This window comes from Actinoplanes sp. ATCC 53533, assembly GCF_003947245.1.
In genome coordinates, this window is sequence record NZ_QHHV01000151.1 from 53,123 (window position 1) to 75,317 (window position 22,195).

Annotated in this window: 22 protein-coding genes and 1 tRNA gene; 19 read left to right on the plus strand and 4 right to left on the minus strand. The window is 71.1% G+C overall.

The features are described from left to right. Nucleotides 1–115: 115 nt before the first annotated feature. The gene (locus DMB66_RS40620) at nt 116–1,732 is read left to right on the plus strand and encodes a DUF885 domain-containing protein (protein WP_125809447.1); all 1,617 of its coding nucleotides are present in this window, start codon (nt 116–118) and stop codon (nt 1,730–1,732) included. Between the two features lie 51 nt (nt 1,733–1,783). Here DMB66_RS40620 and DMB66_RS40625 read toward each other — a convergent pair whose 3' ends face one another. Next, complete coding sequence (locus DMB66_RS40625; protein ID WP_125809448.1) at nt 1,784–2,473, minus strand: hypothetical protein; 690 nt, start codon at nt 2,471–2,473, stop codon at nt 1,784–1,786. 58 nt (nt 2,474–2,531) lie between these two features. Next, entirely contained in the window at nt 2,532–3,149 is a 618-nt protein-coding gene (locus DMB66_RS40630; RefSeq protein ID WP_125809449.1) for a hypothetical protein, read from the minus strand. Between the two features lie 169 nt (nt 3,150–3,318). Between DMB66_RS40630 and eno the strand changes: the two genes are divergently transcribed. From eno to DMB66_RS40710, 16 genes are all read left to right on the plus strand, one after another. After that, nucleotides 3,319–4,602 (plus strand): phosphopyruvate hydratase, encoded by a 1,284-nt coding sequence (gene eno / locus DMB66_RS40635; protein WP_125809450.1) that lies wholly within the window; start codon nt 3,319–3,321, stop codon nt 4,600–4,602. Nucleotides 4,603–4,711: 109 nt separating this feature from the next. Further along, on the plus strand, nt 4,712–5,350 hold the full coding sequence (locus DMB66_RS40640; RefSeq protein WP_125809451.1) for a septum formation initiator family protein: 639 nt from the start codon (nt 4,712–4,714) through the stop codon (nt 5,348–5,350). Next, on the plus strand, nt 5,351–5,851 hold the full coding sequence (locus tag DMB66_RS40645; RefSeq protein ID WP_125809452.1) for a DUF501 domain-containing protein: 501 nt from the start codon (nt 5,351–5,353) through the stop codon (nt 5,849–5,851). A 10-nt stretch (nt 5,852–5,861) separates the two neighbouring features. Then, nucleotides 5,862–6,365 carry an amino-acid N-acetyltransferase gene (locus tag DMB66_RS40650; protein ID WP_125809453.1) on the plus strand — a complete coding sequence of 168 codons (504 nt, stop codon included), beginning with the start codon at nt 5,862–5,864 and terminating at the stop codon, nt 6,363–6,365. Between the two features lie 9 nt (nt 6,366–6,374). Then, nucleotides 6,375–7,280: a Ppx/GppA phosphatase family protein gene (locus tag DMB66_RS40655; protein ID WP_125809454.1), complete on the plus strand. Its 906-nt coding sequence runs from the start codon at nt 6,375–6,377 to the stop codon at nt 7,278–7,280. A gap of 80 nt (nt 7,281–7,360) precedes the next feature. After that, the gene (locus tag DMB66_RS40660; protein WP_125809455.1) at nt 7,361–7,690 is read left to right on the plus strand and encodes a PadR family transcriptional regulator; all 330 of its coding nucleotides are present in this window, start codon (nt 7,361–7,363) and stop codon (nt 7,688–7,690) included. Next, on the plus strand, nt 7,687–8,775 hold the full coding sequence (locus DMB66_RS40665) for a hypothetical protein (protein WP_125809456.1): 1,089 nt from the start codon (nt 7,687–7,689) through the stop codon (nt 8,773–8,775). Before DMB66_RS40660 ends, DMB66_RS40665 begins: the two co-directional genes overlap by 4 nt. A gap of 84 nt (nt 8,776–8,859) precedes the next feature. After that, nucleotides 8,860–9,432 carry a hypothetical protein gene (locus tag DMB66_RS40670; protein ID WP_125809457.1) on the plus strand — a complete coding sequence of 191 codons (573 nt, stop codon included), beginning with the start codon at nt 8,860–8,862 and terminating at the stop codon, nt 9,430–9,432. A gap of 69 nt (nt 9,433–9,501) precedes the next feature. Then, nucleotides 9,502–10,239, plus strand: a complete 738-nt coding sequence (locus DMB66_RS40675) for a uracil-DNA glycosylase (protein WP_125809458.1) — start codon at nt 9,502–9,504, stop codon at nt 10,237–10,239. A gap of 51 nt (nt 10,240–10,290) precedes the next feature. After that, nucleotides 10,291–10,989: a DUF4129 domain-containing protein gene (locus DMB66_RS40680; RefSeq protein WP_125809459.1), complete on the plus strand. Its 699-nt coding sequence runs from the start codon at nt 10,291–10,293 to the stop codon at nt 10,987–10,989. Nucleotides 10,990–11,023: 34 nt separating this feature from the next. Continuing rightward, nucleotides 11,024–11,626 (plus strand): hypothetical protein, encoded by a 603-nt coding sequence (locus tag DMB66_RS40685; protein ID WP_125809460.1) that lies wholly within the window; start codon nt 11,024–11,026, stop codon nt 11,624–11,626. Nucleotides 11,627–11,639: 13 nt separating this feature from the next. Next, a complete protein-coding gene (locus tag DMB66_RS40690; protein ID WP_199752913.1) occupies nt 11,640–12,650 on the plus strand; it encodes a MoxR family ATPase in 1,011 nt (336 codons plus the stop codon). A gap of 20 nt (nt 12,651–12,670) precedes the next feature. Then, nucleotides 12,671–14,014 (plus strand): DUF58 domain-containing protein, encoded by a 1,344-nt coding sequence (locus DMB66_RS40695; protein WP_125809473.1) that lies wholly within the window; start codon nt 12,671–12,673, stop codon nt 14,012–14,014. Between the two features lies 1 nt (nt 14,015). After that, a complete protein-coding gene (locus tag DMB66_RS40700) occupies nt 14,016–14,579 on the plus strand; it encodes a hypothetical protein (RefSeq protein WP_125809461.1) in 564 nt (187 codons plus the stop codon). A gap of 126 nt (nt 14,580–14,705) precedes the next feature. Continuing rightward, the gene (locus DMB66_RS40705) at nt 14,706–16,061 is read left to right on the plus strand and encodes an NAD(P)/FAD-dependent oxidoreductase (protein WP_125809462.1); all 1,356 of its coding nucleotides are present in this window, start codon (nt 14,706–14,708) and stop codon (nt 16,059–16,061) included. 69 nt (nt 16,062–16,130) lie between these two features. After that, nucleotides 16,131–16,213: transfer RNA gene (locus DMB66_RS40710), tRNA-Leu, on the plus strand. A 44-nt stretch (nt 16,214–16,257) separates the two neighbouring features. Here DMB66_RS40710 and DMB66_RS40715 read toward each other — a convergent pair. Then, the gene (locus DMB66_RS40715; protein WP_125809463.1) at nt 16,258–17,049 is read right to left on the minus strand and encodes a hypothetical protein; all 792 of its coding nucleotides are present in this window, start codon (nt 17,047–17,049) and stop codon (nt 16,258–16,260) included. Between the two features lie 204 nt (nt 17,050–17,253). Here DMB66_RS40715 and DMB66_RS40720 point away from each other — a divergent pair, with 204 nt between their 5' ends. Further along, nucleotides 17,254–18,087 carry a Bax inhibitor-1/YccA family protein gene (locus DMB66_RS40720; protein ID WP_125809464.1) on the plus strand — a complete coding sequence of 278 codons (834 nt, stop codon included), beginning with the start codon at nt 17,254–17,256 and terminating at the stop codon, nt 18,085–18,087. A gap of 85 nt (nt 18,088–18,172) precedes the next feature. Continuing rightward, entirely contained in the window at nt 18,173–18,490 is a 318-nt protein-coding gene (locus tag DMB66_RS40725) for a hypothetical protein (RefSeq protein ID WP_125809465.1), read from the plus strand. Between the two features lie 72 nt (nt 18,491–18,562). Here DMB66_RS40725 and DMB66_RS40730 read toward each other — a convergent pair. Next, the coding region (locus DMB66_RS40730) for an IPT/TIG domain-containing protein (RefSeq protein ID WP_148112804.1) at nt 18,563–22,195 on the minus strand (3,633 nt) is incomplete at its 5' end.

The following is a 22,195-nucleotide window of genomic DNA, read 5'->3' on the forward strand; positions in this document are numbered from 1 at the left end:
GTCTGGCGGATGGTTCGCGGCGGCCGGCCGCGACCCGCGGCCGGCTCCGGATCCTGCCGCGCCCGGTGCGTTCGCGGGCGCGAGAATGTCGCACCCGGCGAGTAGATTCTGCCGCATGCCGGAGTTCGTGCCGCTCGCGGAGCGCATTGTCGATGCCATCCTGGAGACCGACCCAGCGCTGGCGTCCTACGCCGGTGATCACCGGTTCGACGATCGGCTGCCCGATCTGTCCCCCGGAGCGGTCGCCGACCGGGTCACCATGCTGCGCGATGCCGCCGACGCGCTGTCCGGCATCGACCCCGACGACTTCGACGACCAGGACAAGGTCGACCACGCGATCCTCACCGCGGTCGTCGAGCGCGGCATGTTCGAGCTGGGCGACGTCCGCGAGCACGAGTGGAATCCGCTCTCCCACAACCCCGGCCCGCTGCTGCACACGCTGCTGTCCCGCCCGTTCGCCCCGGCGGAGGAGCGGCTCAGCAGCCTCGGCGGCCGGCTGGCGGCGGTCCCCGACGCGCTCGCCACCGCCCGCGCGGTGCTGCGCGACGTGCCCCGGCTGCACGCCGAGATCGCGGTCGGCCAGTTCGCCGGCGCGGCGGCGCTGATCCGCGACCAGGTGCCCGGCCTGCTCGCCGAGGCGCCGGGCATGCGTTCGGCGATCGAGCCGGCGGCGGCGACGGCCCTGGCCGCGCTGGCCGAGTTCGACGGCTGGCTCAGGGCCCGGCTGGAGAGCGGCGAGCCGGGCCGCGACCCCCGCCTGGGCCGCCCGCTGTGGGAGGCCCGGCTGTGGCACACCCTCGACACCGAGCTGCCGGCCGCCGAGGTGCTGGCCCGCGCCGAAGGCAACCTGGCGGAGGTGGGCGAGCAGCTCCGCGCGGCCGCGGCGGAGCTGACCGGCGGTCCGGCCACCGACGAGACCGTGCGCCGCGCCCTGGACGCCCTGGCCGCGCAGCACCCGGACGACAGCACGATCGTCGACCTGGCGAAGGTCACGATGGCCGAGGCGACGGAGTTCGTCCGCGAGCACGACCTGCTGACACTGATCGACGACCCGTGCGTGATCGAGGAGATGCCGGAATTCGCCCGCGGCGTGGCGGTGGCCTACTGCGACCCGCCGGGCCCGCTGGAAACGGCGGAGGTGCCGACGTTCTACTGCATCGCGCCGGCCCCGGCGGAGTGGCCGCGCGAGCGCGTGCAGTCGTTCTACCGCGAATACAACGACCACATGCTGCGCAATCTGACAGTTCACGAGGCGATGCCGGGCCACTTCCTGCAGCTCGCACACTCGCGCCGATTCCGCGCGGACACCCGGGTCCGGGCGCTGGGCTTCTCCGGCCCGTTCGTGGAGGGCTGGGCGGTCTACGCGGAGGAGCTGATGGCCGGCCTCGGCTTCGGCGGGCTGCCGGTGCGCCTGCAGCAGCTCAAGATGCAGCTCCGGATGAGCCTGAACGCGGTTCTGGACCAGTTGGTGCACTGCGAGGGCCTGAGCGAGCACGAAGCGATGGCGATGATGACCGGCCGAGGCTTCCAGGAGGAGGGCGAGGCGGCCGGCAAGTGGAAGCGCGCCCTGCTGACCTCAACCCAGCTCTCGACCTACTTCGTCGGCTACACGGAGGTGTCGGCGATCGCGGCGGCCCGCCCGTTCGGCGCCACCCCGAAGGCATGGCACGACGCGATGCTGGCGCACGGCTCCCCACCGCCCCGCCACCTCCGCACGCTCCTCGGCGTGTAGTCGGTCCATTCCAGGGGCGGGTGTGGCGATCGATATGCCGCCTGGCACCGCTCAGCGGCCGCGGCGGTCCACCAGCTTGGCCGACTGTGGCAGCGCGAACGTCGCCTCCTCGACCTGCTCCGAGTAGTGGGTCATCGCCACGTCCATGCGGGTCTGGTTCAGGATGCCGCTGAAGCTGCCCAGCACGCCCTCGTTCGTGATGCAGGTGGTGAAGTCGCGGGCCGCCGCGTCGTCGACCCCGGCGAGCTGCACGCAGGTCGCGTGCCGGCCCGCGATCGTCGTGTCGTGCTGGTCGACCTCTACGTCGTTGTCCAGGACCGCCGCGTTCAGCAGGGCCAGCACCGTCGCCGGGGTGACCAGGCCCGTCTCGCCCGCGCCGTCGAACACGGTGGCCGGGGCCGGGCTCGCCGCGGTGAGCGGTGCCGTCATCGTGCAGGTGGTCGTCTTCGCCATGTGGCACTCCGTGGTGGCGTCGGCCGTCACCGTGATTTTGCCGCCCGGGTAGACGTATGCCGTTCGGGCCGGCTTCTTCGTCTGGGCGACCGTCGCCTTGCCGCCGCCGGAGAGCTGATAGCTCGCCTCGTATGTCAGGTCCGCCGCCGCCGTCATCTGCGCCGCCAGGTCCGCCACCAGGTCGTTGCGGGTCAGGCCCTGGCCCGGGTCGTCCAGGTCCGAGCAGCCTGCCGTCGCGACGCACAGCATCAGCGCGGCCGCGGCTAGGAATCGGCGGGAGGAAGGCACCTGCCCACCCTTGCCGATGCGTGCAACTGCGCGCAAACCGGTATTCGAGGGGTGACTCTCAGGCTCGGCTGCGGCTCAGCAACTGCTGGCGCATCACGTACCTGCGGATGACCCGGGCCTGGGTCTCGTTCGGCTCGAAGATGGCCACCAGTTCCACCGACATCGGGCCCGGCGGCACCTGCTGGGGCAGCGCCTCGACCCTGGTCGCGATGGCGAGCACCTCGAGGATCTCGCTGCCCAGCTCGATCCGCAGCCGCAAATTCTCCTCGTCGCGCACGTTGGTGCCCTCGAAGTGGGCTCGCATGCTGTTCTCGCTGATGTCGCGGATCCAGCCGTTCGCGCTCGGGAAGCCCGTCCGGTGCATGATCACCTGTTCGCCGCCGCCGCCGCGGACGTAGTGCCGCTGCTGCTCGACCAGCGGTTCCCCGCGGGCCTCGACCTTCAGCCGGTTCTCGTCCACCTCGGTCACCGCGCAGGGTAGCGCGTACCGGCCGCGCGGGGCCGCCGACCAGCGCAGCGTGATGGTCTCGCCCACGCCGGGGACGGCAACCAGCGGGGCGGACAGGGTCAGCCCGTGGTCCTCGGCGTGGACCACGCGCACACGGGTGGCCTGCTCGTCGGAGGCAGTCATCTCGACGTACGAGCCGGCATCGGGAAGAAGCAGGATAGTAGTCATGGCGATACCCGAGATCGGCATTTTCGGGGCATGCCTGAGGCATGTGGGTGCGTGAGTTCACCGGCCGCCGCCACGGCCGACACCTCGGGTCGATACGCTCTAGCTCGTGGTGGGCCGCAGGGTCGCGGTCTGGAATCTATCCATACGAGCATGAGGAGCGACACGACAGATGGCCACCATTGAAGCGATCGTCGCCCGGGAGATTCTCGACTCGCGGGGCAACCCGACCGTCGAGGTCGAGGTGGGCCTGGACGACGGCACGGTCGGACGCGCCGCGGTGCCTTCCGGCGCCTCCACGGGCGCCTTCGAGGCGATCGAGCTCCGTGACGGCGACAAGAGCCGTTACCTGGGCAAGGGCGTCGAGAAGGCCGTCAGCAACGTCGAGGACAAGATCGCCGACGAGCTGCTCGGCTACGAGGCCAGCGAGCAGCGCCTGATCGACGAGAAGATGCTCGACATCGACGGCACCGCCGACAAGTCCGAGCTGGGTGCCAACGCGATCCTGGGCGTCTCGCTCGCCGTCGCCAAGGCCGCCGCGCTCTCCGCCGAGCTGCCGCTGTTCCGCTACGTCGGCGGACCGAACGCGCATGTGCTGCCCGTGCCGATGATGAACATCCTCAACGGTGGCGCGCACGCCGACTCGAACGTCGACGTGCAGGAATTCATGATCGCCCCGATCGGCGCGCCGTCGTTCCGCGAGGCGCTGCGCACCGGCGCGGAGGTCTACCACGCGCTCAAGTCGGTGCTGAAGAAGAAGGGCCTGTCGACCGGGCTGGGCGACGAGGGCGGCTTCGCGCCGAACCTGCCGACCAACGCGGCCGCGCTCGACCTGATCGCCGAGGCCGTGCAGGCCGCCGGCTTCACCCTGGGCACCGACATCGTGTTCGCCATGGATGTCGCGGCGACCGAGTTCCACAAGGACGGCGCGTACGTCTTCGAGGGCTCGCCGAAGTCGACCGACGAGATGATCAACTACTACGCCAAGCTCGCCGAGACGTACCCGATCGTCTCCATCGAAGACCCGCTGGACGAGGAGGACTGGGCCGGCTGGACCGCGCTCACCTCGCAGATCGGCAACAAGGTCCAGATCGTCGGCGACGACCTGTTCGTCACCAACCCGACCCGCATCGGCCGGGGCATCGCCGAGGGCGCCGCCAACGCGGTCCTCGTCAAGGTCAACCAGATCGGCTCGCTGACCGAGACCCTGGACGCCGTCGACATGGCGCACCGGGCCGGCTTCAAGACGATGATGAGCCACCGCTCCGGCGAGACCGAGGACACCACCATCTCGGACCTGGCCGTCGCTGTGGGTAGTGGCCAGATCAAGACCGGCGCGCCGGCCCGCTCGGACCGGGTCGCCAAGTACAACCAGCTGCTGCGCATCGAGGAAGAGCTCGGCAGCGCGGCCCGGTACGCCGGCGCGGGCGCGTTCCCGCGTTACCGCACCGCGTAACGCTGCGTCAACAGATCATGGAGTTGTGGCTCCGCGTTTCCTGGGCATAGTGTCCTGAGGAAGGTGCCGCAACTCCATGGTCCAGGCGAGCTCCGGGGGAGGGGCAGGGATGACGCAGCGCCGCACGCCCAACTCTCACGGGCTCAGCGGTCAGGGTCCTTCGCGACGGCCTTCCGGTCACGCGGGACGTCCGGGTAGCCGTACAGCTGCTCGCCCCAGCCGTGCCCGCGACACCGCCGCCACCCGGATCGAACCCCGGCGGATGCCCGCCACCCGGACCACCAGCGGCATCAGGTCCGGCAACCGGCCGGCCGCCGCGCGGCGCGCGGCCGCGGCGGGCGCCACGAAGCGGACGGTCGCCACCCGGCCCAAGGCCTTCACCGGCCGGGCCACCGTCCTGATCGTCGTGCTGGTCGCCCTCGCCCTGGCCTACACCTATCCGGTTCGCGTCTACCTCGCGCAGGAGTCCCAGATCGCCCAGATGCAGGCCGACCAGGCCGCGCAGCAGGACAGGATCAAGGGGCTCACCGAGGAGGCCGACAAGTGGAAAGACCCGGAGTACGTCCGCATCCAGGCCCGTGACCGCCTGTTCTACGTGCGCCCCGGTGAAGTGCCGCTGCTCGTGGTGAACGACCCGGCCGCCGCCGCCCGCGACGCCGCCAAGGGCGGGGCGGTGGACACGCCGGGCCGCTGGTACGACACGCTCTGGGGCAGCGTCGCCGCCGCCAACTCAGAATCCCGAAAGTAGATGACGACACCCTCCGAAGCGGATCTCGCGCTCGTCGCCCAGCAGCTCGGCCGCCGCCCCCGCGGCACCCGGGCGGTCGCGCACCGGTGCCCCTGCGGCAACCCGGACGTGGTGGAGACCTCCCCGCGGCTCGACGACGGCACCCCGTTCCCCACGATGTTCTATCTGACCTGCCCGCGCGCCACGGCGGCGTGCAGCCGGCTGGAGTCCGCCGGTGTGATGCGGGTCATGCAGGAGCGGCTCGCCGCCGACCCGGCGCTGGCGAAGCAGTACGAGCAGGCGCACGAGGACTATCTGCGCCGGCGCGAGGCGGTGGAGCACGTCGAGGAGATCGAGAAGGTCTCCGCGGGCGGCATGCCCGACCGGGTCAAGTGCCTGCACGTGCACCTCGGGCACGCGCTGGCGGCCGGGCCGGGCGTCAACCCGTTCGGCGACGAGGTCCGCGCGGCGGTCGAGCCGTGGTGGACAGGCGGTCCGTGCGTGCGTCCCGAGGCTGAATAAACTCTGCCGCATGCAGTTTGAGATCCGTCGCGCGCGCACGTCCGACGTCCGGGACATCCGGGCGCTCGTGGACACGTACACGTCGGACCGCCGGCTGTTGAGCAAGGCCACAGTCACGCTCTACGAGTCCGTCCAGGAGTTCTGGGTGGCCGTGGACGCGGCCGACGACCGGGTGGTGGGCTGCGGCGCGCTGCACGTGATGTGGGAGGACCTGGCCGAGATCCGGACGGTCGCGGTCGACCCCGCCTGCCGCGGCCTCAAGATCGGCCACCGGCTGGTCGCGGAGTTGCTGGAGGTGGCCCGCCAGCTCGGCGTGGCCCGGGTCTTCTGCCTGACGTTCGAGACCCGGTTCTTCGGCTCGTTCGGCTTCACCGAGATCGACGGCGCCCCGGTCCCGCACGGTGTCTACGAGCAGCTGCTGCGCTCGTACGACGAGGGCGTCGCCGAGTTCCTCGACCTGGAACGGGTCAAGCCCAATACGCTCGGTAACACCAGGATGCTCCTCCATCTCTAGGAGAACAGTGTGAGAGTCGCGGCCGTCGACTGCGGGACCAACTCGATCCGCCTGCTCATCGCGGATGTCTCCGACCACGGGCTGACGGACGTGGCCCGCCGGATGGAGATCGTTCGGCTGGGCGAGGGCGTGGACCGCACCGGCCGGCTGTCCCCGGAGGCGATCGAGCGGACCCGCAAGGCCCTGCTCGGGTATGCGATGGAGATCGCCGAACTGGGCGTCGGCCGGGTCCGCATGTGCGCGACCTCGGCGTCCCGCGACGCGGCGAACGCGGCCGACTTCACCGCGATGGTGCGCGCCACGCTGGGCGTGGACCCCGAGGTGATCACGGGCGACGAGGAGGCCCGGCTGTCGTTCGCCGGGGCGGTCAACGGGCTGGCGGCGGACCAGCCGTACCTGGTGGTCGACATCGGCGGCGGCTCGACCGAGTTCGTGGTCGGCGGCGACGAGGTCCGGCACGCGATCTCGATGGACATCGGCTGCGTCCGGATGACCGAACGGCACCTGCACAGCGACCCGCCGACCCCGGCGGAGGTCGCGGCGGCGGAACAGGACATCACCAAGGCGGTCGACACCGCCCTGCGGAAGGTGTCGGGCCACGGCACGGCCACCCTGGTCGGCCTGGCCGGTTCGGTCACGACGGTGGCGGGTCTGGCCCTGCGCCTGCCGGGGTACGACGCGGAGCGGATCCACCACGCGCGGATCCCGTACGACGACGTGGCGAAGGTGACCTTCGACCTGCTGGGCTCGACGGTGGCCGACCGCCGGGAGCTGCCCGTGATGCACCCGGGCCGGGCGGACGTCATCGGCGCGGGGGCCTTGATCCTGCGCATCATCATGGAACGCGCGGGAAAGACGTCGGTGGTCGCGAGCGAACACGACATCCTCGACGGCATCGCCATGTCCCTGGCCTGAGACCGGAGATCCAGAGATCCAGAGACCCCGAGGTATTACGCCTTTGACACTACTTCGGATCGCGAAGTAGTGTGCACCGCGTGGATACCACCCAGCTCCTCAAGGGCGTGCTGGATCTCGCCTGTCTCGCCGCCCTGCGCGACGAGGACGGCTACGGCTACGACATCCTGCGCCGCTTGCGGATGTCCGGCCTGACCGAGGTCGGCGACGCCTCCGTCTACGGCACGCTGCGCCGGCTCTTCAACGCCGGCCTGCTGACCACATATGTCGTGCCCAGCGACGAGGGTCCGCACCGCAAGTACTACGCACTCAACACCGCCGGCCGCGCCGAGTTGCAGCGCTCCGGCAAGATCTGGCACGGCTTTGCATCCACGATGGACGATCTGCTTCGCGAGCGGGAGACGGCGTGATCACCACAGCTCAGGACGAGATCAATCTGTACGTGTTCGCGGTCCGCGCCGCACTCGGCGACCTGCCCGAGTCGCTGCGCGACGAGCTGCTCGAGGACCTGCCCGAGCATCTCGCCGAGGTGGTCGCCGACGGCGAGGGGTCGCTGGCCGAGCGCCTCGGCAGCCCGGAGGCGTACGCCGAGGACCTGCGCACCACCGCCGGCTTCGTCGGCGGCTTCCCCGACCCACCGCGCCGCGCCGCGCGGCTCTTCGAGCTGCGGGACCAGGCGCGGGACCAGGCGCTGGTCCACCTGCGCCGGCTCGACGGCCGGCTCGGCCCGCTCTTCGGTGCCGCCCACGCCAGTGAGTTCCTGGTGCTGCTGCGCCCGGCCTGGTGGGTGCTGCGAGGCTACCTCGTGGCGATGGTGCTGGCCTGGCTGCTGGACGACAGCGGTCAGCCGATCGGCCTGCTGCCCCGCATCGGCGGCAGCGAGGTCATCGCCCTGTTGCTGCTCGCGGTCGGCGTGCTGGCCTCGATCTGGTTCGGCCGCCGTTCGGTGCCACTCGCCAAGTGGCCCCAGCGCGCCCTCTACGCCGGTTCGGTGATCCTGGTGCTGGTCGCACTCGCGGGCTTCAGCGAGGCCGACAGCAGCCGCCGCGACGCGAACTACACCGACGTCAACTACGACAACCCCTACAGCAACATCGAAGACCTCTTCGTGTACGACGAGCAGGGCCGCCTGGTCACCAACGCGCGCATCTTCGACCAGAACGGCTCGCCGCTGCGGCTCGGCAACACCTACTGCTACGACGACGAGGGCAACTACACCGACGTCCAGCGACTCACGTATCCGTACTGCCCCGACCGGGACCCGTTCCGGATGCCGGCCGCCTCGGCGAGCGCGGACGCCGGCGCCGGGGACGCGTCTGGTGCTCCCGGAACGAACGGCCCGGGGCCGGTGCCGACCGTGGACGGCAGCGACCCGGTCGACCCCTCGGCCGAGCCCAGCTCCACCCCTTCGGTCAGTCCTTCCCTCGGCTCTTCGGCCAATCCCACTCCCAGCTCTTCGGCCAGGCCTGCGAGCGTCCCGCCTTCTGCGCGGTGAACGGGGTCGCGGCGGCGCCGCCCGGGTCGCTAGGTTGTGCTCCGATCGGCCGACCCCCTCGGCCGGACCCCGAAAGGATCCATCGTGAGCAACCCGGTCGCGCCGCCGCCACCGTCCGCCGGTGACGGCTTCCCGCCGCCCGCCAACCAGGGCTTCGGCAGTGCCCCGGCGCCGGGTCAGCCCTATGGCGCGCCGCCGGCCGGGGGCCAGCCGTATGGCGCGCCGCCCGCCGGCCAGCCCGGCGGCGACCCGGCGCAGCAGGGTTTCGGCAGCCCGGCCGCCTTCCCGCCCGAGCCCAAGAAGAAGAGCGCGGTGGGCCGGGTCGCCCTGCGCATCGTCGGCGCCATCGTCGTGGCCGTCATCATCTTCTTCGTGAAGGACCAGTTCCTGGGCGACAAGGCCAAGAACGCCGCCGTCGGTGACTGCGTCGCTTCCTCGAAGGACGTGAAGGTCGACGAGGAGACCGACGCCAACGCCAAGGTCGTCGACTGCTCTTCGGCCGATGCCGCGTTCACCGTGGTGGGCCGGGTCGAGGGCGAGACCAACACCCAGAGCAAGTCCTGCGAGAAGTTCTTCAAGGAGAACGAGGAGTACTACGTCTACGGCAGCGACGCCGGCGGCGGCTACCTGCTCTGCCTGCGTCCCAAGGCATCCTGACCCACCGGCACGACGGGAGCCGCCACCCCGGCTGCTCCCGTCGTCCCGCGCAGTGCTGTGCTGGAGCCCGTGCCCAGCCGTAGCCCTGAAGAGGTCGCCGCGCACGCGGCCGCCGCGGCCGCCCTGCCGGCCCTCGACGCCGCCGTCGCCGACTGTTTCGCGTGCCCGCGCCTGGTCGCCTGGCGTGCGGAGGTCGCCCGGGTCAAGCGGGCCGCCTTCCGCGACCAGACCTACTGGGGGCGCCCGATCCAGGGTTTCGGCCCGGCCGACGCGAGCATCGCCGTTCTCGGTCTCGCCCCGGCCGCGCACGGCGGCAACCGCACCGGCCGCATCTTCACCGGCGACCGCTCGGGCGACGTGCTCTTCGCCGCCCTGCACCGGGCCGGCCTGGCCAACCAGCCGACCAGCGTCGCGGCCGACGACGGCCTGGCGCTGCGGCACACCCGGATTTTCGCGGCCGTCCGCTGCGCCCCGCCGGACAACAAGCCGCTACCGGTCGAGCGGGACACCTGCGCGCCCTGGCTGCACCGGGAGCTGAATCTGATCCGGCCCACCTTGCGCGTCGTGGTCGCGCTCGGCGCCTTCGCCTGGGCCGCCTGGTGGCCCGCGATGGCCGCCGTCTACGGCCTCCGGCCCCCCGTCCCGCGCCCCGCCTTCGGGCACGCCGCCCAGGTCAGCCAGCCCGGCGCGCCGGAGTTGCTGGGTTGCTACCACGTTTCGCAGCAGAACACATTCACCGGCCGGCTCACCCCCGTCATGCTGGACGACATCCTCGGCCGTGCCAAAGACCTGGCGGGCCTGGCATGATGCGGACTCTGCCGATTTTCGCCGTGTACGGACGACCTAAGGCCCGGAGTATTGGATCTCGCCGCACTGCGTCGCTGGTGGCCGCTGGCCGCCGTCCTCGCGCTGCTCTTTCTCGCCTCGCTGGCGGCCACCCGGTCGGCACCGCAGCTGGAGCGCTTCAACCCCGACGCCGCGCCGGTCGCCGAGGCCCCGCCGCTGCTGCCGCCCTCGCCGGAAGAGGTCGTCCGGCCGTCCGCCAAGCCGACGGAGGCCGGCGGTGAGCTGCCCGACTGGACGGGCACGGCCGCCCTGGTGCTCCTGGGCATCGTCGGCGTGGTGGTCATCGCCCTGGTGAGCTGGGCGCTGCTGCGCCAGACGATGAGCCGCCGGGGCACCCGCAAGGGCCGCCGAGATCCACGGCGCCCGGAGCCGCGCACCGCCGAGGACCTGGTCGCCGCCCTGGACGCGGGCCTGCAGGAGCTCTCCGACACCGACCGCGACCCCCGCCGGGCCGTGATCGCCTGCTGGGTGCGGCTGGAACAGGCCGCCGCCGCGGCCGGCACCCCCCGGCACGCCGGTGACAGCCCCACCGACCTGGTCGCCCGCCTGCTCGCCGAGCAGCGGGTCGACGCCGGCGTGCTGACCCCGTTCGCCGCGGTCTACCGCCAGGCCCGGTATGCGACCCACACCGTCGACGACCAGATGCGCCAGCAGGCCCGTTCCGCGCTGGAACGCCTCCGGGCCGACCTCGGTGCCGGGGTGACGCCATGAGCGAATCATCAACTGCGCCGGCGGAGGTGATGGCATGAGCCGTGACCTGGACGGGGGGCTGGAAGACCTCTTCGGCAGCCGGCCCGACGACGTGGTGGTCGCGGAGCCCGAGGAGATCGTCGAGAAGCCGCGCTCCCGGGCCGGCTGGATCTTCCGCAACGCCGCGCTCATCGTGGTCGCCACCGTCGTCGTGGTGGCCGGGCTGCGCTCCCGCGGCATCAGCGTCTCCGTGCTGCTGATCGTGGCCGCGCTGGTTTCGCTGCGGCTGCTGATGCTCGCGGTTTCCGAGGTAGCCCCGCCGCCGCTGCCCCGCCGGGCGACCCGGCGCGGCGAGGAAGGCGGCGACTATCGATGGGCCGGCACCGATACCCTGCGGGCGGCGGTGCGCCGCTGGGAGCAACAGCTGGACTGGTCGCAGCAGGATGCCGAGAGGTTCTCGCGTAACGTCCTGCCCGTGCTCGCGGAGCTCACCGACGAACGCTTGCGGCTCAAGCACGGGATCACCCGCTCGTCGGATCCGCGGCGGGCGCGGAAGCTGCTCGGCGAGCCGTTGTGGGAGTTCCTGGCCGAGCCGGACAGGCGTCCGCCGAAGGCCCGTGAGCTGTCCACGTACGTCGAGGCACTAGAGAAGATCTGAGAAGGGTGGTTCGGTGACGGACGCGAGCGTGGAGGCCCTGCCGCCGTACGAGGTGGGCAGGCTGGCCGCCGCTGTCCTGGATTCGGTCGGCAGCGTGGTGGTCGGTAAGCGCGACTCCCTCGAGCTGGTGCTGGCCGGCATCCTGGCCGGCGGTCACGTGCTGCTGGAGGACCTGCCCGGGCTCGGCAAGACGCTGACCGCCCGCTGCTTCGCCCAGTCGCTCGGCCTGGACTTCCGCCGGCTGCAGTTCACCCCCGACCTGCTGCCCGCCGACGTCACCGGCTCCTTCCTCTACGACCAGCGCAAGGGCGACTTCGCGTTCCGCGCCGGGCCGGTCTTCACCAACATGCTGCTCGCCGACGAGATCAACCGGACGCCGCCGAAGACCCAGGCCGCCCTGCTCGAGGCCATGCAGGAGAAGCAGGTCTCCGTCGAGGGCGTGACCTACCGGCTGGACCCGCCGTTCCACGTGCTGGCCACCGCCAACCCGATCGAGTACGAGGGCACGTACCCGCTGCCCGAGGCCCAGCTCGACCGCTTCATGCTGCGCGTCTCGTTCGGCTACCCGACCAAGGACGAGGAGTGGGAGGTGCTGCGCCGCCGGATGTCCCGCCGCCAGGAGGAGTCGCAGCTGGCGCCGGTGGTCGACGCGCACCGGCTGATGGCCATGCAGGCCGCGCTGGAGCAGGTCGCGGTCGAGGACTCGATCGGCCGCTACATCGTGTCGCTGGCCTCCGCGACCCGCGACCACGCCTCCGTGCTGGTCGGTTCGTCACCGCGTGGCTCGCTCGCGCTGCTCCTGCTCGCCCGGGCCCGGGCGGTCATGGCCGGCCGCGACTACGTGGTGCCCGAGGACGTCAAGGACGTGGCGGTGCCCGCGCTGGCGCACCGGATCACGCTGCGGCCGGAGATGTGGCTGCGCCGGGTCGACCCGGCGTTCGTGGTCCAGGAGGTGCTGCAGGCCGTGCCGGCCCCGGCGAGCGGTGCCCTGCCGACGTACGCGGGCGGGTACAGCGGACAGTGACAGCCTTCGAGCCGCCGTCGTTGCGTGCCGCCGTACCGCCTCCGGGCTCGACGGCCGACGAGGGGTGGGCGGCGCCGGCCTGGGTGCCCACCCGGGCGCTGGGCCGCACGGTGCTGCTCACCGGCTTGCTGCTGGTGCTCGGCGTGGCGCTGGGCCGGGTCGATCTGGTGCTGCTCGCGGCGCCGTTCGCCGTCGGCGCCGCGATCGGCCTGCGCCGGATGCCGCGCTCCGCGCCCGAGCTGACCGTGGACGCGACCGAGGAACACATCGTGGAGGGCGGCAGCGTCGGCGCCGGGATCACCGTGACCAATCCCGACGCCATCCCGTACGACCTGGTGGTCGTGCGGACCAGGACGTCGCCGTGGCTGGAGCTGCGGGACGCCGACCGGCCGTTCGGGCTCACCGTGGCGCCCGACGGCTGGACCGCCATCGGGCTGCCCGGCGAGGCGACCCGCTGGGGCCGGCACGACGTCGGCCCGGCCGCGGCCCGGGTCGCTGCCTGCGGTGGCCTGCTCGCCTGCCGCCCGGTCGTCACGCCGGCCCGGGGCGTGCGGGTCTACCCCGAAACCGAGCCGTTCGCGGCCACCGAGGCGATGCCGGCGGCGGCCGGCCTGGTGGGCAACCACCGATCGCGGCGGCCCGGCGAGGGCGGCGAGCTGGCCGGGGTACGGCCGTTCGCGCCCGGTGACCGGCTGCGCCGCATCGACTGGCGGGTCTCCCTGCGGACCCGCGACCTGCACGTGGCCTCCACCCTGTCCGACCGGGACGCCGAGGTGCTGTTGCTGCTCGACGTGCTCGGCGAGGCCGGCGCGTCCGGCGGGGTCAAGGGCCGGGCGTCGGTGCTCGACACGACCGTCCGCGCGGCCGCCGCCATCGCCGAGCACTACCTGCAACGCGGCGACCGCGTCTCGCTGATGGAGTACGGCTCGTCCGCCCGCCGGCTGCGCGCGGCCACCGGCCGCCGGCAATATCTGACGGTGCTGGAATGGCTGCTGGACGTGCGTGCCGACACCGGTGACCAGGGTCCGCACGAGCACGCGTTCGGTGCCCACCACGTCTCCTCGGACGCGCTGGTCGTCGTGCTGACCCCGCTCGTCGACCCGCGCTCGGCCGACATGCTGGCCGGGCTCAGCCAGTCCGGGCGGTACACCGTCGCGGTCGACACCCTGCCCGCCGGCGCGGCGCCGCCGAGCCGCAGCCAGTGGACGCCGATCGCCACCAAGCTGTGGCGGATGGAACGGGAGAACGTCCTCGGCCGCCTGCGCGAGCACGGGGTGCCCGTCGTGACCTGGGCCGGGGCCGGCAGCCTCGACCTGGTGCTGCGGGACGTGTCCCGGCTCGCCTCCGCACCGCGGGGGCGCTGACATGCTCGACGGCATCACCGGGCGGGTCGAGCGAGCGCGGCGCGCCGCGGCCCGCGCGACGGCCCTGCCCCTGCTGGTCCGGGCCGGGATCGGGCTGGCCTTCATCCTCGCGCTGGTGGTGGCCTGGCCGGCCGCGCTGACCTCAAGCCGGTACGTGCTGTTGCTGTTCTTGGCCGGCAGCTATCCGGCCGTGGCGCCGCGCGGGCGTGGCGTGACCTTCACCGTGCTGCTGGTGGTGGGCGGCTGGGTCCTGGACACCACCTGGTACGACTCCCGGGTCGCGCTCTGGCGGGTGCTGAGCATCGCCACCCTGATCTACCTCGGGCACACGCTGGCCGCGCTGGCGGCCGTGCTGCCGTCCGACGCGATCGTCAATGTGGACGTGGTCGGTGGCTGGCTGGGCCGGGCCCTGCTGGTCGTGTTGATCTCGGCCGTGCTGACCGTGGTCACGCTGGGGCTGACCGCGGAACTGGCCGGGGGAGCGTTCGTGATCGCGACGCTGGCCGGGCTGGGTGCGGCGGTCGGCGTGACCCTGCTGCTGGGCCGGCTGCTGCGCCGCCCGTGAAGGTTATGGTCCCCTAAGTTTCCAGCGAAATGAAACCGAAACGTGTGTGTTACGGCACTTGACTAACGGGGTTGTGCTTGGTCACAGAACCGCGCACCCGGCGGTCCCGGGCGGGACAATGAAGAGGTGAAACCGCAGCGGATCGTTGTCGTAGGGGCAGGTCACGTGGGGCTGTACGCCGCTCTGCGCCTGTCGAAGAAGCTGAACACGCGCCGGGCCGAAGTGATGGTCATCGACCCCCAGCCGCACATGACATACCAGCCCTTCCTGCCGGAAGCGGCGGCGGGCAACATCTCGCCGCGGCACTCGGTGGTGCCGCTGCGTCGTGAGCTGAAGCGCTGCCGCATCGTCTCCGGCGAGGTCACCAAGATCGAGCACGCCCGCAAGACGGTCACCGTCCAGCCGATCGACGGTCCGGTCAAGGAGATCGCGTACGACCACATCATCGTGGCGCCCGGCTCCGTGTCGCGCACCCTGCCGATCCCGGGCCTGCGCGAGAACGGCATCGGCTTCAAGACCATCGGCGAGGCCATCTACCTGCGCAATCACATCCTCAACCGGCTCGACATCGCCGCCACCACCCCGGACGCCGAGGTGCGCAAGGCATCGCTGACCTTCGTCTTCGTCGGCGGCGGCTACGCGGGCATCGAGGCGCTGGCCGAGATGGAGGACGTCGTCCGCGACGCCCTGAAGTACTACCCGGAGCTCAGCCAGGACGAGGTCCGCTTCGTGCTGGTCGAGGCGACCAACCGGATCCTGCCCGAGGTCGGCCCGGACATGGGCGCCTACGCGGCCCGCCAGCTCGACCAGCGCGGCATCGACCTGCGCCTGGAGACCCGGCTGGAGTCCTGCGTCGACGGCCGGATCGTGCTCTCCGACGGCTCCACCTTCCGCGCCGAGACCCTGGTCTGGACGGCCGGCGTGAAGCCGTCGCCGATGCTGGACAACACCGACCTGCCGCGCGGCCCGCGCGGGCACCTCACCTGCATCCCGACCCTGCAGATCGTCGACGGCGAGCGGGTGCTCGACGGCGCCTGGAGCGCCGGCGACTGCGCCCAGGTCCCCGACCTGGCCAACCCGGGCGCCTGGTGCTCGCCGAGCGCCCAGCACGCGGTCCGCCAGGCCGCGCAGCTGGCCGACAACATCCGCGCGGTCGTCTACGGCGGCGTGCCCAAGGACTACAAGCACAAATACGCGGGCAGCGTCGCCAGCCTCGGCCTCTACAAGGGCGTCGCCCAGGTGTACGGCATCAAGCTCAAGGGCCTGCCCGCCTGGCTGATGCACCGCACCTACCACATGAGCCGCATCCCGTCGTTCAACCGCAAGGTGCGGGTGCTGGCCGACTGGACGCTGGCGTTCGTGCTCAAGCGTGAGGTCATCTCGCTGGGCCAGCTGCACGCCCCGCGCGAGGAGTTCACCCACGTGACACCCCCGCTGGGCGATGACCGCAGCCCCGAGCCGGTGGGCGCGGGCTCCCGCTGAGTGTGGTTCCGGCCCGTCCGGCGTTCTGCCGGGCGGGCCGGACCGACTACGGTGAGCGGGAGCGCCTCGGCCCGGGTGGTGGAACGGCAGACACGGCCGCCTTAAAAGCGGCTGCCCCAAAAGGCGTGCGGGTTCGAGACCCGCCCCGGGCACTCAGGCCGCCTGCCGTCAGATAGTGGCAAGCGGCCTCCTGGGCTCAGTCGACCGCGTGCTGCTCGGAAGCGTTGAAGGAACCCGCGGACTCGGCTGCGCCGGGCGCGGCCTCTTGCACGGTGGTCTCCTTGGCGGCCGGCACGTCGACCTGCAGCTTCGAGCCGCCCGGCACGTCGGGACAGGCGTCCAGCTCGGTCTGGGTCAGCGGCCGGGTATTGGCCACCAGCCGCTGCAGGTTCGGCTGGTCCTCCGCCGGCACCTCCAGCGTCGGGTAGGCGTACCACTCGAAGTGACCCTGGCGCCGCGAACCGAAGTTGATCACCATTCGCCCGGTGACCTTGGCCAGCGGGGCACCGCGGAAGACGGTCCCGGCGGACAGCGGCGGAATGCCGACGGTGATCGCGTCCTCCTTGGTCTGTGATTGCTCCCAGGTGTGGCCGAAGGTCGTCGAGACCGAGGCGGAGAAGATCTTCGAGAGGCCGGCCTCGACGGACGCGGACACCTCGATGCTGTTGCTCTCCGTGGTCGTCTGACTCCACCGGACCTCGCGGCTGACCTCGCCCGCCCCGCAGTTGGAATCCACGCCGGATACCTGCACCAGGTTCCCGGTGAAGCCCGCGTAGGTCGCCGGCTCGAATCTGCACCGGTCGGCCTTGCCGTAAAGGTCCGTCTTCTCCTCGCAGGCGGCCAGCAGTTGCGCCTGGTCGTACACCTCGTTCTCGGCCGCGTTGGCGACGACCGTGATCGCGGAACCAAGCCCGACCACCACCGCGAAAGCACCGCCCAGCACTGCCTTGCGGCCGATACCGGTGCCCGGTGTCCTGTGACTCTTCATGCTCGATCCCCATCCTGCGAACGACGTTGTGACGACAGAACTCTCGCGGCACACCGCGCCGATCGACAGAGTCATATGTCCCGGGGCCGGATAATCAGGTTTTCAGCCTGCTCACAGCATTCCCGGGCAGCATCGAGCTGGTATGGGGCTTACCCTGGTAGAGCACGCCCCTACGTGCCTCAACCTCAAGGGAGGCTGGACACAGTGAAGACTTCCAACCCGGTGCTCTCGCGCCTCGGCCAGGCGGCCGAGCGGGAGCGGACCGCCGGTTACAACCCGGCCGGACCGTACGGCCCGGCCGCCGGTCAGCCGGGTTACGGTCAGCCGTACCCGAGCGCTCCGGGATATCCGGCCTCGCCGCCGGCTGTGCAACCCATGACGATCGACGACGTCGTTGTCAAGACCGTGACGCTGCTCGGCATCACCGGCGTCTCGGCCGTCGCCGCTTGGAACCTCGTTCCGGACGCGCTGCTCGGCCCGGCCTGGATCGGCGCCGCGGTGGTCGGCCTGGTCCTGGGCTTCATCATCTCGTTCTCCCGGATGGCGAACCCGGTGCTGGTCGTCGCCTACGCGGTGATCGAGGGCGCGTTCGTCGGCCTGATCAGCAAGATGTACCAGGAGATCGCCGGCTTCGAGGGCATCGTCCTGCAAGCGGTGATCGCCACCTTCGGCGTCTTCTTCCTGATGGCCTTCCTGTACAAGGCGAAGGTCATCCGGGCGACGCCGAAGTTCCAGCGCGGCATGATCGCGGTCATGGCGGGCCTCTTCGCCCTCATGCTGATCACCTTCGTGCTGTCGCTGTTCGGCTTCAGCACCGGGCTGCGCAGCAACGGCCCGCTCGGCATCATCTTCAGCATCGTCTGCATCGTCGTCGCGTCGCTGAGCTTCATCCTCAGCTTCAACGAGGTCGAGGAGGGCGTGCGGATGGGTCTGCCGCAGCGCTATTCGTGGACGGCGGCGTTCGGCATCCTGGTCAGCCTCATCTGGCTGTACCTCGAGATCCTGCGCCTGCTGAGCTTCCTGCAAGGCGACGATTAGCCGCCTGCGAAACGTCACACCCGGCAGCGCCCGGTCCGCCTCCCCGCGGACCGGGCGCTGCCCCGTTCACGGGTAGGGTCGCCGGGTGGGCGCAGGGGAGTTCGAGACCGCGGTGCAGCGGCTGATCACGCAGGTCGGTCACTGGGAGGCCGCTCGCTGGCACACCCCGGCGCGCGCCGGCGGCGGCAGCCGGGGTGAGGTCGTCTTCGCGCTCGTCCAGCGGCTCGCCGATCACGCCGCCGACACCGAGCAACGCCGGCGCCGGCCCGTCCCGCGGTTGGCGGACCCGGTGCTGCCCGATCAACTCCGGGTGATGGCCGACGACCTGCTCGCGGCGGCGCCGCTTGCCGAGACCATGATCTCCGCCACGGAAGCAGTCACCGCCACCCGGGAAGCCCTCTGACGAGGAGCGGCCGGTAACGAGGATCGCCCCCGCAACCTTGGTTGCGGGGGCGATCGGCAGAGCTGATGAGATCTAGTACCGAACGGTGATGACTGCCCGGCGGATGTACTTTCGGTTCGGGCCCTTGAAGGGCTTCCCGCCGACACCGACGACGACGATCTTCGTCTTCACCCCGATGCTGAGCAGGTAGGTCCGAACCGCCGCGGCGCGCTTGGTCGCCACGACCTTGTTGGCCCGGATGGCGGCCTTGGACTTCTTCTTCGTCTCGGAGTAGCTGGTCACGGTGATGGTCTTGGCTCCCGCGAAGGAGCTCTTCAAGCCTCGGACAGTGGCCTTCGACCTGGCCGGCAACGTGGTGGAACCGACGGGGAACACGAGTGCCCCCAGCGTCACCGTGTTGTTGACCGGCTTCACCTGGCGCAGGCTACGGGTCTTGCAGGTGCCGTCCATGACGATGTAGCTGGTGTCCGACAGCGCCGAGCCGTCGGCGGCGGTCGCCGTGAGGACCATCCGGTGCATGCCACCGGAGACGCATACCTTGCTGGGCAGCGTGATCTCGGTCTTGAAGTTGCCGTCCGCGTCGGAGTAGCCGCCCGCTAGCCGGACCGGCGTGGAGTACATGATCAGCTCGTAGCTCGACTTGGCGAGGAGGCCGCCGCCGGACAGGACCGCCTCGGATCCGACGATCGGCTCGTTGAGCGACAGGTTCAGGTCCAGCTTGATCTGAGCCGGCGGGTTGGTCGGTTGCGCGGTCGGCGGCGGGTTGGTCGGTTGCGCGGTCGGCGTCGGGTTGGTGGTAGGTGTCGGGGTGGTGGTGGGTGTCGGGCTCGAGCTGAGCGACGGGATGGTGCTCGGGCTCGGGCTGTCGCTGGGGCTGGCGCTCGGGCTGACGCTCGGGCTCTCGCTGGGGCTGGTGCTCGGGCTGGCGCTCGGGCTGACGGTCGGGCTGGTGGTCGGGATGGTGGTCGGAATCGGGTTGATCGGCGGCGCAGTTGTGGGGCTGGTCGTCGGAGTCGACACCGCCGTGTAGGTGTAGCCGGCGGCTTCGGTGTCGTCGCCGCCGGGTGTGGTGACGATGACGTCCTTGGCGCCGGCGGTGGCGATCCCGGCGGTGCAGGTGATCACTGTGGCGGTGTTGGTGACGATCGGGCAGTCGACGCCGCCGATGAAGACGCTGCTGGCGCCGGTGAGTGCGGTGCCGTTGATGGTGATGGTGTTGGCGCCTGTGGTGGGGCCGCTGGTCGGGCTGACCGAGGTGATGGCCGGGTCTGCGGCGTAGGTGTAGCCGGCGGCTTCGGTGTCGTCGCCGCCGGGTGTGGTGACGATGACGTCCTTGGCGCCGGCGGTGGTGGTGCCTGCGGTGCAGGTGATCACGCTGGCGGTGTTGGTGACGATGGTGCAGGCGACTCCGCCGATGGTGACGGCGGTGGCGCCGGTGAGTGCGGTGCCGTTGATGGTGATGGTGTTGGCGCCTGTGGTGGGGCCGCTGGTCGGGCTGACCGAGGTGATGGCCGGGTCGGCGGCGTAGGTGTAGCCGCCGGTTTCGGTGTCGTCGCCGCCGGGTGTGGTGACGATGACGTCTTTGGCGCCGGCGGTGGTGGTGCCTGCGGTGCAGGTGATCACGCTGGCGGTGTTGGTGACGATGGTGCAGGCGACTCCGCCGATGGTGACGGCGGTGGCGCCGGTGAGTGCGGTGCCGTTGATGGTGACGGTGTTAGCGCCTGTGGTGGGGCCGCTGGTCGGGCTGACCGAGGTGATGGCCGGGTCTGCGGCGTAGGTGTAGCCGCCGGTTTCGGTGTCGTCGCCGCCGGGTGTGGTGACGATGACGTCTTTGGCGCCGGCGGTGGTGGTGCCTGCGGTGCAGGTGATCACGCTGGCGGTGTTGGTGACGATGGTGCAGGCGACGCCGCCGATGGTGACGGCGGTGGCGCCGGTGAGTGCGGTGCCGTTGATAGTGACGGTGTTAGCGCCTGTGGTCGGGCCGCTGGTCGGGCTGACCGAGGTGATGGCCGGGTCTGCGGCGTAGGTGTAGCCGCCGGTTTCGGTGTCGTCGCCGCCGGGTGTGGTGACGACGACGTCCTTGGCGCCAGCGGTGCCGATGCCTGCGGTGCAGGTGATCACGCTCGCGGTGTTGGTGACGATCGGGCAGTCGACGCCGCCGATGAAGACGCTGCTCGCGTTGGCGAGTGCGGTGCCGTTGATGGTGATGGTGTTGGCGCCTGTGGTGGGGCCGCTGGTCGGGCTGACCGAGGTGATGGCCGGGTCCGCGGCGTAGGTGTAGCCGCCGGTCAGGGTGTCGTTGCCGCCGGCTGTGGTGACGATGACGTCGCGTGCTCCGGCGGTGCCGGCGGGGATGGTGCAGGTGACCTGGGTGGAGGTGTTGGTGCCCAGGGTGCAGGGGTTCCCGCCGATGGTGAGTTCGGTGACGCCGCTGAGGTTGATGCCGTTGATGATGGTGGTGCCGCCGCCTGCGATGGGCCCGCTGGTGACGGTCAGGCTGCTGATGTCGGGTGCGGTGACGTAGGTGTAGCCGTCGGTTTCGGTGTCGTCGCCGCCGGGTGTGGTGACGATGACGTCTTCGGCGCCGGCGGTGCCGGTGCCCGCCGTGCAGGTGATCACGCTCGCGGTGTTGGTGACGATGGTGCAGGCGACGCCGCCGATGGTGACGGCGGTGGCGCCAGCGAGTGCGGTGCCGTTGATAGTGACGGTGTTACCGCCTGCGGCCGGGCCGCTGGTCGGGCTGACCGAGGTGATGGCCGGGTCCGCGGCGTAGGTGTAGCCGCCGGTCAGCGTGGTGCTGCCGAGCGTCGCATTGACCACGACATCCCGCGCACCCGCAGCGCCGGCCGGGATGGCGCAGGTGATCTCGGTGGAGGTGTTGGTCGCCACCGTGCAGCTGTTTCCCGCGATGGTGACGGTCGCGTCGTCCAGGTCCATGCCGGTGATGGTCAGCGTGCCTCCGCCACCGATCGGGCCGCCGGTGGGCGAGACCTCCGCGATGACCGGTGCGGGTTCGTACTCGTAGCTTTCGGTCGCGGTGTCGGTGCCGCTCGGAGTGGTGATCTCGACGCTGACGAGGCCGACCGTGCCGGCCGGCGCCGTGCAGGTGACCTCGGTGGCGGAAGTGACGGTCACGTCGGTACAGGCGTTCCCTCCGACGAGCACGCTCGTGGTGGCGAGGAAACCGGTGCCCGTGATCGTCAGGGTGGTGGTTCCGGAGGCGGGGCCGCTGTCCGGAGTGACGTCGGTGATCTCGGGCGCCGCGGCGTAGGTGTAGGCGCTGGTTTTGGTGACGGTGCCGCCGGGGTTGGTCAGCACGATGTTCTTGGCGCCGACGGTGCCGGAAGGCGCGGTGCAGGTGACTTCGGTGGGGCTGTTGACGGTGATCTGGGTGCAGGCGTTCTCGTCGATGGTGATCGAGCCGAGGTTGGTGTCGTCGAGGTGGGTGCCGGTGATGGTCAGCGTGTTGGTGCCGTCCAGGGGTCCGGCGACCGGATCGACGGTGCTGATGGTCGGTGTGGCGATGTAGGTGTAGGTGTAGGGGCTGCTCGGGCCGCCCGGGGTGGTGATGATCACGTTCTGGTCGCCGGCGGTGCCGGCGGGGATGGTGCAGGTGGCGCTGGTGGCGCTGACGTCGGTCAGCCCGGTGCAGGCGTTCCCGCCGATCGTGATGCCGGTGGCGTCGGTGAGGTTGGAACCGGTCAC

What these genes read in the sequence shown, in the direction of transcription:
- DMB66_RS40620 (WP_125809447.1), top strand. Translation starts at nt 116, where the DNA reads ATGCCGGAGTTCGTGCCGCTCGCGGAGCGCATTGTCGATGCCATCCTG.
- DMB66_RS40630 (WP_125809449.1), bottom strand. Translation starts at nt 3,149, where the DNA reads ATGACTACTATCCTGCTTCTTCCCGATGCCGGCTCGTACGTCGAGATG.
- eno (WP_125809450.1), top strand. Translation starts at nt 3,319, where the DNA reads ATGGCCACCATTGAAGCGATCGTCGCCCGGGAGATTCTCGACTCGCGG.
- DMB66_RS40640 (WP_125809451.1), top strand. Translation starts at nt 4,712, where the DNA reads ATGACGCAGCGCCGCACGCCCAACTCTCACGGGCTCAGCGGTCAGGGT.
- DMB66_RS40645 (WP_125809452.1), top strand. Translation starts at nt 5,351, where the DNA reads ATGACGACACCCTCCGAAGCGGATCTCGCGCTCGTCGCCCAGCAGCTC.
- DMB66_RS40650 (WP_125809453.1), top strand. Translation starts at nt 5,862, where the DNA reads ATGCAGTTTGAGATCCGTCGCGCGCGCACGTCCGACGTCCGGGACATC.
- DMB66_RS40685 (WP_125809460.1), top strand. Translation starts at nt 11,024, where the DNA reads ATGAGCCGTGACCTGGACGGGGGGCTGGAAGACCTCTTCGGCAGCCGG.
- DMB66_RS40700 (WP_125809461.1), top strand. Translation starts at nt 14,016, where the DNA reads ATGCTCGACGGCATCACCGGGCGGGTCGAGCGAGCGCGGCGCGCCGCG.
- DMB66_RS40715 (WP_125809463.1), bottom strand. Translation starts at nt 17,049, where the DNA reads ATGAAGAGTCACAGGACACCGGGCACCGGTATCGGCCGCAAGGCAGTG.